The organism is Streptomyces sp. NPDC018026, from assembly GCF_044327745.1.
GTDB classification, from domain to species: domain Bacteria; phylum Actinomycetota; class Actinomycetes; order Streptomycetales; family Streptomycetaceae; genus Streptomyces; species Streptomyces rubrogriseus.
This window is the reverse complement of sequence record NZ_JBIRFY010000004.1, coordinates 1-13,196: the sequence shown is the minus strand read 5'-3', so window position 1 is coordinate 13,196 and position 13,196 is coordinate 1. Positions and strand designations below refer to the sequence as shown.

Sequence of the window (13,196 nt, the reverse complement as noted above, 5' to 3'; positions counted from 1 at the left end):
GACCTGCGGAAATCTCCCTGCCTCCGGCCGGATGTCACATCCGGTACCCCCTCGGCCGTCGTACGGGCAGACAGGCGCCGTGCCAGGCGACCCGACCGCGACCCCGAACCGAGGGAGAACCCGAGCCATGCATCGCATCACCGTCATCGGCGGCGGCTTCGCCGGACTGACCGCGGCCATCACCGCCGCCGAGGCGGGCGCCAAGGTCACCGTCCACGAGGCCCACCACACGCTCGGCGGGCGGGCCCGGACGGCCGACGGCCCCTACCGGACCAATGACGGGCCGCACGCCCTCTACAACGGCGGCCCGCACTGGGCCTGGCTGCGCCGGCGCGACCTGATCGGTCCGCTCGCACCCATCCCGCCGCTGGAGGCGGCCCGGCTGCGGCTGCGGCACAAGGGGGCGCTGCGCCGCACCCCGCCGTTCGCCATGCTGAAGCTGCTGCGCCGGAGTGTCGGGCCCGCGCCGGTCGACGTCGACTTCCTGACCTGGGCGACCGGGATCGCGGGTGAGGAGGGGGCCCGGGCCGCCGCCCACTACTGCGCGGTCGCCCTCTTCCACCACGATCCGGGGTCGCTGTCCGCCGCCTTCGTGCAGGAGCGGCTGCGCCGGGCCGCCAAGCTGCCGCCCGAGGCGCACTACCCGCGCGGCGGCTGGGCCGGGGTGGTGGACCGGATGGCCGCCCTGGCCTGGAACCTCGGGGTGCGGATGGAGACGCTGTCCCGCGTGGACACGCTGCCCACCGACGCCCCCGTCATCGTCGCCACGTCCCTCGACGCGGCCCGCCGGCTGCTGGACGACCCCGCGCTGACCTGGCCGAGCGGCCGCACCACCCTGGTCGACCTGGCGGTACGGACCCGGCGCGGCGACGCCTTCGCCGTCTCCGACCTGGACGCGCCGGGGTGGATCGAGCGGTTCACGGCGCAGGACCGCACGCTCGCACCGGCGGGCGAGCAGTTGATCCAGGGGCAGATCCCCATCGCGCCGCACGAGTCGAAGGGCGACGGCACCGCACGGGCCGAGCAGCTGCTCGACCTCGGCTTCCCCGGCTGGCGCGAGCGGCTGACCTGGCGGCGCGAGGCGGTCGCGAACGGCCGTACCGGCGCCGTCGACCTGCCCGGCAGCACCTGGCGCGACCGGCCGGCCGTGGACCGGGGCGACGGCGTCTACCTCGCCGGTGACCAGGTCGCCTCGCCCGGTCTGCTGTCCGAGGTCTCCTTCAACAGCGCGCTGACGGCGGTCTCCCTCGCCCTCGGGCGGCGCGAGCTCGACCTCAAGGGTGCTTGACCTCAAGCGAGCTTGAGGTCGTTGAGTGGGGCCAGCAACAGCTCCGCTCCTCACCCTGGGGGTTTCGCCATGCACGCCATCCGACTGCACGCCTTCGGCCCGGCCGGGAACCTCGTCCTGGACGAGGTCGAGGACCCGGCGCCGGGCCCCGGCCAGGTCCGGGTCGCCGTCCGCGCGGCGGGCGTCCACCTCCTGGACACCGCCCTGCGCGAGGGCATCCAGGGGCCCGCGCCCACGCTTCCGGAGCTGCCCACCGTCCCCGGCCGCGAGGTCGCCGGCCTCGTCGACGCCCTCGGGGAGGGGACGCCGGAGAGCTGGCTGGGCAGGCGCGTCGCCGCCCACCTCGGCTTCGCCCCCGGCGGTTACGCCGAACTCGCCGTCACCGATGCCGCCCGCCTGCACGAGATCCCCGCGAACCTGGACTTCGCCGAGGCAGTCGCCATGATCGGCACGGGCCGTACGGCGATGGGGATCCTGCAGTTCGCCGACCTCGGACCCGGCTCGGTGGCCGTGGTCCCGGCCGCCGCGGGCGGCATCGGCACGCTGCTGGTGCAGTACGCGAAGAACGCCGGCGCCACCGTGATCGGCCTCGCGGGCGGGCCGGACAAGACCGCGCTGGTCGCCGCGAACGGCGCCGATCTCGCCGTCGACTACACGGACCCCCAATGGCCCGCGAAGGTCCGCGCCCACCTGGGCGGCAGGGAGGCCACCGTCGTCTTCGACGGCGTCGGCGGGGACATCGCCCGCGAGGCGGTCGCCCTGCTCGGTCCCGGCGGCCGCCACCTGGTCTTCGGCTGGTCGGGCAAGGGCCTGCACGACGGCACCCCGTACCTCGTCGACGGCGTCTCCCAGCAGGTCCTCGGCCCGGTCATGATGGAGCGGGCAGGCGGCGCCGATCCCGTACGCACCCTCGAACTGCGCGCCCTCGCCGAGTCCGCCGGGGGCCGGCTCGTCCCGGCCGTGCGGCGCTTCCCGCTGGCCGACGCCGCCGCCGCGCACCGCGCCCTGGAGAACCGGGGGACGACCGGGAAGGTGGTCCTCGAACCATGACCGGCGGCCGGCGCACCGATCCGCCCGGCGGCCCGGGCAACGGGATGCGACCCGTCCCGAATCGTGTTCTTCTGGCGAAATGAGTGGCTCCCGGACAGGTCGGACAGGGGGACCCGCCGCGCCCGGGGAGACCGATCCCCACCGCTGGTGGGGTCTGGTCGTCATCGCCCTGGCCCAGCTGATGGTCGTCCTCGACGCGACGATCGTGAACATCGCGCTGCCCTCGGCCCAGCGCGACCTGGACATGTCCGACGCCAACCGCCAGTGGGTGATCACCGCGTACACCCTCGCCTTCGGCGGCCTGCTGCTGCTCGGCGGGCGGGTCGCGGACCTGGCGGGGCGCAAACGCACCTTCGTCATCGGGCTGATCGGCTTCGCCGCGGCCTCCGCGATCGGCGGCGCCGCCACCACCTCTGCGATGCTCTTCGGCGCCCGCGCCCTCCAGGGCGTCTTCGCCGCCGTCCTCGCGCCGTCCGCGCTGTCCCTGCTGACGACCACGTTCACCGACCCGCGGGAACGCGGCAAGGCCTTCGGCATCTACGGCGCCCTGGCCGGCAGCGGCTCCGCGATCGGCTTCATCGTCGGCGGCTTCCTCACCGAGTACCTGAACTGGCGCTGGTGCCTGTACGTCAACATCCCCATCGCGGTCATCGCGGTGATCGGCGCGTTCGCCCTGCTGCACGACCGGCCCGGGCACGCCGGTGCCCGGCTCGACGTGCCCGGCGTGGTCCTCGGCTGCGGCGGTCTGGTCGCCCTCGTCTACGGCTTCAGCGAGGCCCAGCCCCGCGGCTGGACCGACCCGCTGGTGCTGGCCCTGTTCGGCCTGGCCGTGGTCCTGCTGGCCGCCTTCGTGTGGTGGCAGACCCGGGCGCCGACGCCCCTGCTGCCGCTGCACGTCATCCGGGAACGCAACCGCGCGGGCTGCTTCCTGACGATGATGCTGGCGGTCATCGGCATGTTCGGGCTGTTCCTGTTCATGACCTACTACCTCCAGGTCATCCTCGGCTACTCCCCCGTGCGCACCGGCCTGGCGTTCCTGCCGCTGACCGTCGCGATCGTCGTGGGCTCCACCCAGATCTCGGCCCGGCTGCTGCCGCACGTCAGCCCCCGGATGCTGATGGTCCCCGGCATGCTCCTCGCCTCCGGCGGCATGGTGATCCTCACCCGGATGACCGTGCACTCGGAGTACGTCTCCGAGATCCTCCCGGCGCTGCTCCTGATGGGCCTCGGCATGGGCCTGACCTTCATGCCGGTGTTCTCCACGGCCACCGCCGGGGTCGCCCCGAAGGACTCCGGCGTGACCTCGGCGACGGTCAACACCTCGCAGCAGGTGGGCGGCTCGATCGGCACGGCGCTGCTCAACACCATCGCGACCAGCACGAGCGCGTCGTGGATCACCGCCCACCTCACCGACCCCTCCCAGCGGGAACTGATCGTCCGGGAGGGCATCGTGCACGGCTACACGGTCGCCATCTGGGTGGCTGCCGGGATCATGCTGCTGGCGGGGGTGGTCGCGGGGGTGATGGTGACGGCCAAGGCGCCGAAGCACGGCACCCCGGCCGAACGCCCGGTGCCGGAGCCGGTGAGGTGAGGCGGAAATCCGCGTGACCGCGAAGGCGCCCGCCGGTAGCGTCCGGTGATGTGATCGATGTGCCCGAGGGACTCGCGACCGCGCAGGCGAAGTACAACGGGGCGGCCGGACGCGCCTTCGTCGAGGGGCTGCCGGCGCTGGCGGCCGGGTTCCTGGAGCGGTGGGAACTGCGGCTCGACGGACCGTCGATGCACGGGTGGGCGGCGCTGGTGCTGCCGGTCGTGCGCCGCGACGGCACCGAGGCCGCGCTGAAGCTCCAGATCGTCGACGCCGAGTCCGAGGGCGAGCCGATCGCCCTGCGGGTGTGGGACGGGGACGGCGCGGTGCGGCTGCTCGACCACGACCCGGCCACCGGCACGATGCTCCTGGAGCGCCTGGACGCCGGCCGCATGCTCAGCCACGTCGCGGACTCCCGCGAGGCCGTCCTGGTCATCGCCCGCCTGCTCGCACACCTCACCGCGACGCCCGCACCGCCCGGCGTGCGCCGTCTGGGCGACATCGCGCGGGGCATGCTGGAGCGCACGCCCAACACCCTGGAGCGCATCCCCGACCCGGCCGACCGGCGGCTGGTCGCCGACTGCGCCGCCGCCGTGCGGGAGGTCGCCGACGAGCCGGGCGACCGGCTGCTGCACTGGGACCTGCACTACGAGAACGTCCTGGCCGCGGACCGCGCCCCCTGGATCGCCATCGACCCCAAGCCGCTGGCCGGCGACCCGGGCTTCGACCTGCTGCCCGCCCTGGACAACCGCTACGACCCCGGCGAGACCCGGTGGCGTTTCGACGCCATGACCGACGTCCTCGGGCTCGACCGGGAGCGGGCCCGCGCCTGGTCGCTGGGCCGCGTGCTGCAGAACAGCCTGTGGAACGTCGAGGACGGCGACCCGCTGGAGACGGAGCAGCTGGAGATCGGGCGGCTGCTGCGCGACCTGTGAGGACCGCGCCGATCACCGGCGGTCCTCAGCGCCGGCTGTCGGGGCGCGGCTCCCGTTCCCGGCGCCCGCCGCGCTCCAGGGCGGCCGGCAGTTCCGTCCTGCGCCGTATCCGCAGCTTGCGGTAGGTACTGGTCAGGTGGGTCTCCACGGTGCGCCGGGCGAGGTGCAGCAGGTCGGCGATCTCGGTGTTCGTGCGGCCGTCGGCGGCCAGTTCGGCGATCCGGCGCTCGCTGCCGGTCAGTGCGCCGGCGCCGGTGCGGGACGCCACCGGGCCGCGGGCACCGCCCTCGCGCAGGGCCTGCCCGGCCAGGGTGAGCCAGCGCAGGGCGCCCTTGCGTTCGGCCAGTTCCGCCGCCTCCCGCAGCCGGGCCCGGGCGCGTCCGCGCTCGCCCGCGCCGAGGAGCTGGCGGCCCTGGGCGAGCAGCGCGGGGATCAGCTCCATGTCGGTGTCGGCGGGCGCGTCCCGCAGGGTCCGTACGGCCTCCTCGGCCAGTTCCAGGCCGCGGCGCCCGCCGGTCGCGGTGCCCAGCACACGCAGGGCGCGGCCCACGGTGCGCGGGGTGTTCCACACCCGGGCCAGCCGCAGTTCCTCCGTCGCCAGGGCCAGCGCCTCCGGGCCGCCGCCCAGCGCCAGCCGGCATTCGGCGACGGCCGTCCGCCACGGGGTGACGACCGGGCTGATCACCTCCCGGGCCGCCTGGCGCCGCCCGCACTCCAGGAAGTCGTGCAGGGCGCCCGCCGGGTCGCCGGTGGCGGCGCGCAGCACGCCCCGCGCGTACAGGTAGCGGTTCAGCTCCCAGTTCTCGGGCACCTCGCGCAGGTCGAAGCGGGCGGCGTAGTGCAGGGCCTCGTCGGTGCGGCCGGTGTGCACCAGGGCCATCAGGGCGTGGGCGTCCCGGTTGCCGGGTCCGGAGCCGGGTCCGGGCCCGCGGTCGGCGGCGAGGGCGAGCAGCCGGGCGTGGTCGCCGCGGGCGGCAACGATGTCGGCGCGGGTGTTGAGCAGCGCGTGCTGCATCGGGTGCAGCAGGGCGGGGTGCTGTCCGGCCAGGCCGCGTTCCACGAGCCGTTCGGCCTCGTCGAGTTCGTCGGCCCACTGGGCGACCGCGGCGGCCGTGCCGAGGAGGAAGGGTTCGGCCAGCGGGTCGGTGGGCTGGGCGAGCAGGTCCCGCACCCGGACCATCGCCTCGTCGGCGGAGATCAGCGCGGCCGTCGCCGCGTACCGCACCAGCAGGGCCTGTCCGGCGGTGCCGACCAGTTCCGGGGAGACCCGGCCGGTCTCGCACAGCCACCGGTACACCTCCTGCCGGGTCGCCAGGTCCGCGTCGGACAGCAGCGCGGTGGCGGTCTGCACGGTGCGGGCCAGGCCGGGGTGGCCGGACAGCCGGCCCTCGGTGCGGCGCAGTACCTCCATCGCGGTACGGATCTCGCCGCGCCCGGCCAGGGCGGTGCCGAGGGCGACGGCCGTACGCACCCGGTTGCGCGGCTCGGCCGGCAGGTGCTGGGCCTCGGCGAGCCGGGCGATGGCGGCCGGGGTGTCGGCCGACGCGTACTCCAGGGAGCCCAGTTCGGTCAGCAGCCGCTGCCTGAGATCGTCGGACACCGGCTCGTCCAGCGCCCGGCGCAGATAGCCGACGGCGTCGGCGGGACGGGCGTCGTGCACGGCGACGGTCACCGCGTCGCGCAGGACGCGCAGCGCCCAGGACAGGCCGACGGCCGGAGTGCGCAGCAGATGCCGGGCGACCGCCTCGACGCGGTCGCCGCGGCGCAGCATCGCCTCCGCCGCCGACCGGTGCACGGCCTCGCGGCGCGGCCGGGGCCAGCCGGTCAGCACGGCGTCGCGCAGCAACGGGTGCGCGTAGCGGGGGCGGCCGCCCTCGTCGGGGCGCAGCAGACCCAGCCGCGTCATGGCGGCGAGCCAGCCCTCGATCCGCGCGGGATCGGCGCCGGCCGCCTCGGCGAGCACGTCGACCGGGTCCCCGGCCGACCCCTGCGCCGGGGGCGGGGACGGGGTGCGCCACAGCGTCGTGCGGTGCGGCGCGTGGGCGTCGTACGGCCCGTGGACCGAGGACGCCGGGTACGGTGCCCCGTCGGTGAATCCGGCGGGTTCGTCGGGGTGCGGATAGGGGCCGTGCTCCACAAGCTCCGCGCCGGGCGGCGGGGTCCGCGGATCCGCGCCGCCTCCGGAGTCCGCGCTCCACACGTCCCGGCAGCCCGGCGCGATGTCCCGGGGCCGACGTGTCCGCGCGGTCGGCGTCTCATGGGTGTGCCGGCGCACGGCGCCGAACGCGGGGCCCTGACGGTACGCACCGTCCGACGGCAGCGCCTGCCCGTACGCGGACGCCTGCGCGTACGCGGCATCCCGCGACGACGCCGGCCGGGCCGTTCCGTCCAGCGGCGGCGCCTGCCCGTACGCACCGGCCAACGGCGACGCCTCCCGGTACACGCCGTCCGACGGCGGTGCCTGCCGGTACGCGGCGCCCGGCGGGGACGCCTGCGGGTGTGGGAGGGCATGCCGGAGTGCGGCCCGGTGGTCCGGCGGGCCCGTGGGCCAGGCCTGTTCCAGGGCCGCGAGGCAGCGCGCCACGTCGGCCGTCGCCGGGCCCGCGCTGTTCAGCCACCAGGAGACGGCGGCCGGGTAGGACCCGGGGTACAGCGCGGCGCAGCTGTCCGGCACCGGCGGGACGCCGTCGGGGTGCGGGGTGCCGCCGAGGTCGTCCAGCAGGGCGTGCAGGAGCAGCGGGCTGCCCGCACCGGCCCGTACGCACTCCTCGGTCCAGCGCGCGGACGCGTCCGGGAAGGCGTCGCGGACCAGCCCGGCCGCCGCCGAGTCGCTGAGCGGGGCGAGGGTGTGGGTGCGCACCAGGGACGGCGACAGCGCCTGGGTGAGTCCGGCGGGCCGCGGGTCGACGTCGTACTGGCTGCGCTCGGTGGCGACCAGCAGTACCGGTAATCGGTCGACGTGCCGGGCCGCCTCCGTCAGCCAGCGGCGCGAGGAGTCGTCGGCGAGGTGGACGTCGTCGACGGCCACCAGCACCGGGCCCTCGGCCGCGTGCGAACGCAGCAGCCGCCACAGCCGGGCCGCACTGCCCCGGTCGTCGCCGCCGGGCGCCGTGTCCGTGAACTCCGGTACCGGCCCGAGGAGGTGGAGGACCATGGCGAAGGGCACCGAGGTGTCCTCGGGCGAGCAGCGCACGCGCAGCACCCGCAGGCCGCGGTCCTCGGCGTGCCGGGCGGCGGTCTCCAGTACGGCGGTGCGTCCGGTGCCGCTGGCGCCGCGCAGCAGGACGAGGCGGCCGGTGCCGGCCCGGGCGCGCTCGATCTCGGCGGACAACAGCGCGTGGGCGTCGTCGCGTTCACGGAGCGGTCCGGTCATCGGTGCCTCCTGTGGTGGATGGTGCTCCCCCGGTGTGTGAGACGAACGACTGCGGTGAACGGTGGTGCGAAGTGGCGCGGGTCACGGTGGTCCGCGGCCGCCTCCACGGGCCCCCACGTCCTTGCGGAGCCCCTCTGACCTGCCGGGACGACCGCACGACGGCCGCTCGTGGCGGTCGGCGCACTGGTCTCGTGGTGTGCCTCGTGGTGCTCCACGATTGCGAAGTCCCAGCAGTCCCATAAGTGTGGAACACGCACATCCGCTACCGGCCTGTGCCGGAGTGCGGGCACGTGAACAGGGGGGAAACGGTTGCTCAACTCACCCCGGAACACCACCACATCCATGACATCCGCCACATCCACGACGTCCACGGCGTCCGCGCACGGGCCGGGCAAACCGGTCGGCGTCGTCGACCGGCGGGTCCCGGTGGCGGTGTCCGCTCCGGACCCGATCAGCCGCGAGGGCGCGGTCAGCCAGTTGCGCCGGCACCCGGAGATCGACCTGCGCGATGAGTCGGGGCCCGGCACGGTGGCCCTGCTCATCGAGGACGCGCTCGACGACGCGGCGCTCACCCGGCTGCGCCGGATCGTGCGCAGCGAGGGCGCGCGCGCCGTGCTGGTGATCGGTGCGATCCGCGAGAGCGAACTGCTCGACGTCGTCGAGTGCGGCGTCGGCGCCATCGTCTGGCGGCACGAGGCCACCGCCCACCGGCTGGTGCAGGCCGTACTGGCCGCCTCGCGCGGCGACGGCGACCTGCCGGCCGACCTGCTGGGCCGGCTCATCAGCCAGGTGGGCACGCTGCACCGGGGCGCGGCGGGTCGCCCCGGCGCCCCCTCGCTGGGCCTCGCACCCCGAGAGGTGGACGTCCTGCGGCTGGTCGCCGAGGGTCTCGACACCGGAGAGATCGCCGGCAAGTTGTCCTACTCCGAACGCACCGTCAAGAACGTGATGCACGGACTCACCACGCGGCTCCATCTGCGCAACCGCGCCCACGCCGTGGCCTATGCCCTCCGGGAAGGCTACATCTGACCGAACGGGCAATCGAGGGCGGACCCATTGGTCCGCGCGGGCACGGCATCCTGCCCGTCCGTCGTCCCCGGGGCGCGTGCGGGCAGGGCGGGCCGGAGGAACGATCGGTGAGAGCATCGGTGACCGGCACCGGTGACCGGCGGCAGCGGGCGGGCCGCGCGGACTGGAGTGCGGGCAGGGCGGGAGCGCTAGCGTGATCCACGAGGTGGACGAGGTCCTCAAGACCCTGCTCAAGGGCGGGGCGTTGACGGACTCGGGCATCGACGTGGCCTTCGAGGCACCCACCCGTGACTGGGCGGCCCGCCGCAACGCGCCCGTGGTCAACGCCTACTTGTACGACATCCGCGAGGACGTGGGCCGTCGGCACCGCGGCCAGGTGGCGGTGCGCGACCAGGACGACATCGTCGTCAAGCGCCGCCAGCCGCCCCGCTGGTTCCGGCTGTCGTACCTGGTGACCGCCTGGACGAAGACCCCGCAGGACGAACACCGGCTGCTGTCCGCGGTACTCGCGACGCTGCTGCCCCGCGAGCAGCTGCCCCCCTACGAACTCCCCGGCGCGCTCGGCTCGATGGGTCTCCCGGTGCCGATGACGGTGGCCGGTGTCCAGACCGAGTCCCGTTCCCTCGCCGAGATCTGGTCCGCCCTGGGCGGCGAGCTGAAGCCGTCCCTCGACCTGGTGGTGACCGCGCCCTTCCCGGCCTACCCCGAGTACGACGCCGGGCCCCCGGTCACCGAGGGCGCGACGGTCCGGATCGGCGGCGTCGAGGGCGACCCGCCGATGTCCGAGGGCCGCTCGCACCGGCCGCACCAGGTGGTGGCGGCCCGCGCGGCCCGCAAGGCCGTGACGGACGGCCGCACGAAACGACAGTGACGACAGTGACGACCGCCGACACCCGCACTCCCGACGCCGCCACCGCCTCCACCACCGGCACACCGGGCGCCGCCCCGCCCGGCGATTCCGGCCGGGCACTGCTCGCCCGGCTCGACGTCCTGCGGGAGCGGGTGGCCGCGCTGGTCGAGCACCGCACCGCCGACGACCCCACGGCCGACGATCCGCTGCGTGGCCTGTACCTGCCCGACGAGGCCGTCCAGCACCTGCTGCGCACCTGGCCGTCCGCCGGCGCCGAGCCGGTGGGCGTGGGCGTCCCCGTGGCGCCCGCCGCCGCCCGCACTCCGGCCGGCCTCGCGGACCGGCTGGCCCGGCTGGCCGGGCAGACAGGGCTGACCGAGCTGGACACCGCCGCCCTGCTCGTCGCCCTCGCCCCCGACGTCGACCGCACGTTCGAGCCGCTCTACGGCTACCTCAACAACGACGTGAGCCGCCGGCGCGCCACCGTGGGCCTCGCCCTCGATCTGTGCGGGGTGCCCGCGCACATGGCCACGGCCCGGGCCCGCTTCCACACCTCGGCCCCGCTGCGCGCCCTGGGCCTGCTGGAGGTCGAGGAACCCGAACGCCCCTTCCTGACCCGTTCGCTGCGCGTCCCGGACCGGCTCGTCGCCCACCTCCTCGGCGACGACACCCCGGACGCCGCGCTCCTCGGCCTGCTGCTCCCGATGCCGGGCCCGCTGCCCGCCGCGGGCGGCGACGCCGACGTCTTCGTCCGGCGCCTGGCCGCCCGGCTGCAGGACGGCCCGCTCACCGCCTATCTGCGCGAACCGCGCGAGGGCGACGGCCTGGCCGCCCTCGCCACCGTCCTGGACGCCGCGGGCATCGACGCACTGCGCTGCACCGGCCCCGAGGACCACGTGCCCGAGCTTCTGCGCGAGGCCCGGCTCGGCGGCCGGGCGATCGTGGTGTCGGGTCTGCCCGAGAAGCCGGGCCCGTTGGTGCGGTCGCTGACCGCCGCGACCGACGTGACCGTGCTCATGACGGACCCGCGCCCCTACGACCCCCACTGGGCCCCGGCCGACCCGCTCGTCCTGGACGCCCCGGGCCGCCGGGCCGGTGGCGTGGCCGTCTGGCGGGCCGCGCTGGGCGCCGACGCCGACGGGTTCGACCTGGCCACGGCCGTCGCCCCGTACCGGCTCGGCGGCGACCGCATCCAGCGGGCCGCGCACACCGCCCAGGCCCTCGCCGCCTTCGACGGCACCCCGGTCGGCGCCGAGCACGTCCGGCTCGCCGCCCGGCGCCAGTCGGCCTCCGGGCTGGAGAGCCACGCCCGCCGGATCCGGCCGGACGTGGACTGGCAGGACCTGGTCCTGCCCCACAAACCCCTGGTCCAGCTCCGCGAGCTGGCCCTGCGCGCCCGCCACCGCGACCGGGTCCTCGGCGACTGGCGGCTCAGCGCGGGCGGTGGCCGGGGCCGGGGCGTGCTCGGCCTGTTCGCGGGCGAGTCCGGCACCGGCAAGACGCTGTCGGCCGAGGTGGTCGCCGCCGACCTGGGCCTCGACCTGTACGTGGTCCAGTTGTCGTCGGTCGTCGACAAGTACGTCGGCGAGACCGAGAAGAACCTGGAGCGGATCTTCACGGAGGCCGACCGCACGGACGCCGTACTCCTCTTCGACGAGGCCGACGCCGTCTTCGGCAAGCGCTCCGAGGTCAAGGACGCCCACGACAAGTACGCCAACATGGAGAGCGCCTACCTGCTCCAGCGGCTGGAGTCCTTCGACGGCATCGCCCTGCTCACCACCAACCTGCGCGCCAACATCGACGAGGCGTTCACCCGGCGCCTGGACCTGGTCGTCGACTTCCCGTTCCCGGACGTCGAGCAGCGCCTGGCGCTGTGGCGGCACAGCCTGTCGCGGGTCCCGTCCTCCGACGGCATCGACCCGGGGGTGCTGGCGCGGGACTTCGAGCTGGCCGGCGGTTCGATCCGCAGCGCGGTCGTCACGGCCGCGTACCTCGCCGCCGGGCGCGACGACATGGTGACGGCGGACGACCTCCTGGAGGGCGCCCGCCGCGAGTACCGCAAGGCCGGGAGACTGGTCCCGGGGGAAGGCGGCTGGTGACGGCCGCCGGGCCGCCTCCGGCCGTCACCCCTTCTTCGGGTGGATGATCTCCCACTCCTGGTCGTCGACGTTACTGCAATTGTCGAGCACCATCTTGGAGAAGAGGGCGCCGCCGTTCGCGCCCTCGACGCCGAGGCACTTCTGGTTGCTGGAGAAGTTGCGGATCCAGTAGGCCCCGCTCTCCTGCTTGTCGACCCACCAGAACTGGTTGTCGGTCGCGCTGGTGCTGTCGCACTTGAACTCGGTGACGGGCGTCCCCACGGCAGCGGCACCATGGTAGGGCAGGTCCATGCAGTACTGGTCCTTGATGTTCCGGATCTGGAAGAGGTCCGTCCCGCCGGGGCCGGCCTTCGCGTACTTCACCTCAAGGTTCCAGATCTGGTTGTCCCCGTCGGTGTCGTCGCAGACCGCCTGCTGGACGGGTCCGTCGAGCTCGCCCTTCTCCCGCCCGGGGAGTTCGGCACACATGTGGCTGGTGGTGTTCCGCAGCAGGATGTTCTGGGCGGGGACCACCGGCTTCACGGCCGGTTTGGCGGGCTTCTTGGCCTCCCCGCCCTTGTCGCCGCCGTCGCCTCCGCCGTTGTCCTTCTCCGGCTCCTGGGTGGCCGGCGGCTGCTGCACCTGCGGCTGCTCGACGGGCGCGGACTCGGCACTGCTGGGCAGCGTCTCCGGAGTCGCACTCGGACTGGGCGCCAGCGCGGCACCGGCCTGCTCGGTCTGCTCCGTCGCACTCGTACGGACCTGCGGCTTGTACGCGATCCAGATCATCACGAACGCGATCGCCAACGCCAGGAAAATCCCGAAGAACGTCGCCAGCCAGCGGGGCAGAAAACCACGCTGGACATACGTCCCCTCGACCTCGGTGGGGTCCACCCCGGAACGCCGCACCGCCAGCGTGTACGGACGCTCCTCCTTCGCACCGAACCAGATGATCTGCTTCGGCTTCAGCCGCGTCTCCACGAACGCCGCACGACCCGGCTCGAT

General features: G+C 74.8%; 9 protein-coding genes. 7 read left to right on the top strand and 2 right to left on the bottom strand.

Annotated elements, in window-relative coordinates:
* Positions 1-127: 127 nt before the first annotated feature.
* From ACH4D3_RS14010 to ACH4D3_RS13995, 4 genes are all read left to right on the top strand, one after another.
* The gene (locus ACH4D3_RS14010) at positions 128-1,288 is read left to right on the top strand and encodes an NAD(P)-binding protein (RefSeq protein WP_398321171.1); all 1,161 of its coding nucleotides are present in this window, start codon (positions 128-130) and stop codon (positions 1,286-1,288) included.
* A gap of 69 nt (positions 1,289-1,357) precedes the next feature.
* Positions 1,358-2,338 carry a zinc-binding dehydrogenase gene (locus tag ACH4D3_RS14005; protein WP_398321168.1) on the top strand — a complete coding sequence of 327 codons (981 nt, stop codon included), beginning with the start codon at positions 1,358-1,360 and terminating at the stop codon, positions 2,336-2,338.
* Positions 2,339-2,417: 79 nt separating this feature from the next.
* Entirely contained in the window at positions 2,418-3,929 is a 1,512-nt protein-coding gene (locus tag ACH4D3_RS14000) for an MFS transporter (RefSeq protein ID WP_398321165.1), read from the top strand.
* A gap of 50 nt (positions 3,930-3,979) precedes the next feature.
* Positions 3,980-4,861 carry an aminoglycoside phosphotransferase family protein gene (locus ACH4D3_RS13995; RefSeq protein WP_398321162.1) on the top strand — a complete coding sequence of 294 codons (882 nt, stop codon included), beginning with the start codon at positions 3,980-3,982 and terminating at the stop codon, positions 4,859-4,861.
* 25 nt (positions 4,862-4,886) lie between these two features.
* Here the strand turns inward: ACH4D3_RS13995 and ACH4D3_RS13990 are convergent, their stop codons facing one another.
* Positions 4,887-8,234: an AAA family ATPase gene (locus ACH4D3_RS13990; RefSeq protein ID WP_398321159.1), complete on the bottom strand. Its 3,348-nt coding sequence runs from the start codon at positions 8,232-8,234 to the stop codon at positions 4,887-4,889.
* A gap of 342 nt (positions 8,235-8,576) precedes the next feature.
* On the opposite strand from ACH4D3_RS13990, the gene ACH4D3_RS13985 reads away from it, so the two are divergent.
* The 3 genes from ACH4D3_RS13985 (at position 8,577) to ACH4D3_RS13975 (ending at position 12,212) form a co-directional block, all read left to right on the top strand.
* Complete coding sequence (locus ACH4D3_RS13985; protein ID WP_398321156.1) at positions 8,577-9,263, top strand: LuxR C-terminal-related transcriptional regulator; 687 nt, start codon at positions 8,577-8,579, stop codon at positions 9,261-9,263.
* Positions 9,264-9,456: 193 nt separating this feature from the next.
* Positions 9,457-10,134, top strand: a complete 678-nt coding sequence (locus ACH4D3_RS13980; RefSeq protein ID WP_398321153.1) for a DUF4255 domain-containing protein — start codon at positions 9,457-9,459, stop codon at positions 10,132-10,134.
* A gap of 5 nt (positions 10,135-10,139) precedes the next feature.
* A complete protein-coding gene (locus tag ACH4D3_RS13975) occupies positions 10,140-12,212 on the top strand; it encodes an ATP-binding protein (RefSeq protein WP_398321150.1) in 2,073 nt (690 codons plus the stop codon).
* Between the two features lie 24 nt (positions 12,213-12,236).
* Here ACH4D3_RS13975 and ACH4D3_RS13970 read toward each other — a convergent pair.
* The coding region (locus ACH4D3_RS13970) for an RICIN domain-containing protein (protein WP_398321147.1) at positions 12,237-13,196 on the bottom strand (960 nt) is incomplete at its 5' end.

Coding starts and splice junctions, on each gene's coding strand:
- ACH4D3_RS13990 (WP_398321159.1), bottom strand. CDS start 8,234: ATGACCGGACCGCTCCGTGAACGCGACGACGCCCACGCGCTGTTGTCC.
- ACH4D3_RS14005 (WP_398321168.1), top strand. CDS start 1,358: ATGCACGCCATCCGACTGCACGCCTTCGGCCCGGCCGGGAACCTCGTC.
- ACH4D3_RS13985 (WP_398321156.1), top strand. CDS start 8,577: ATGACATCCGCCACATCCACGACGTCCACGGCGTCCGCGCACGGGCCG.
- ACH4D3_RS14010 (WP_398321171.1), top strand. CDS start 128: ATGCATCGCATCACCGTCATCGGCGGCGGCTTCGCCGGACTGACCGCG.
- ACH4D3_RS14000 (WP_398321165.1), top strand. CDS start 2,418: ATGAGTGGCTCCCGGACAGGTCGGACAGGGGGACCCGCCGCGCCCGGG.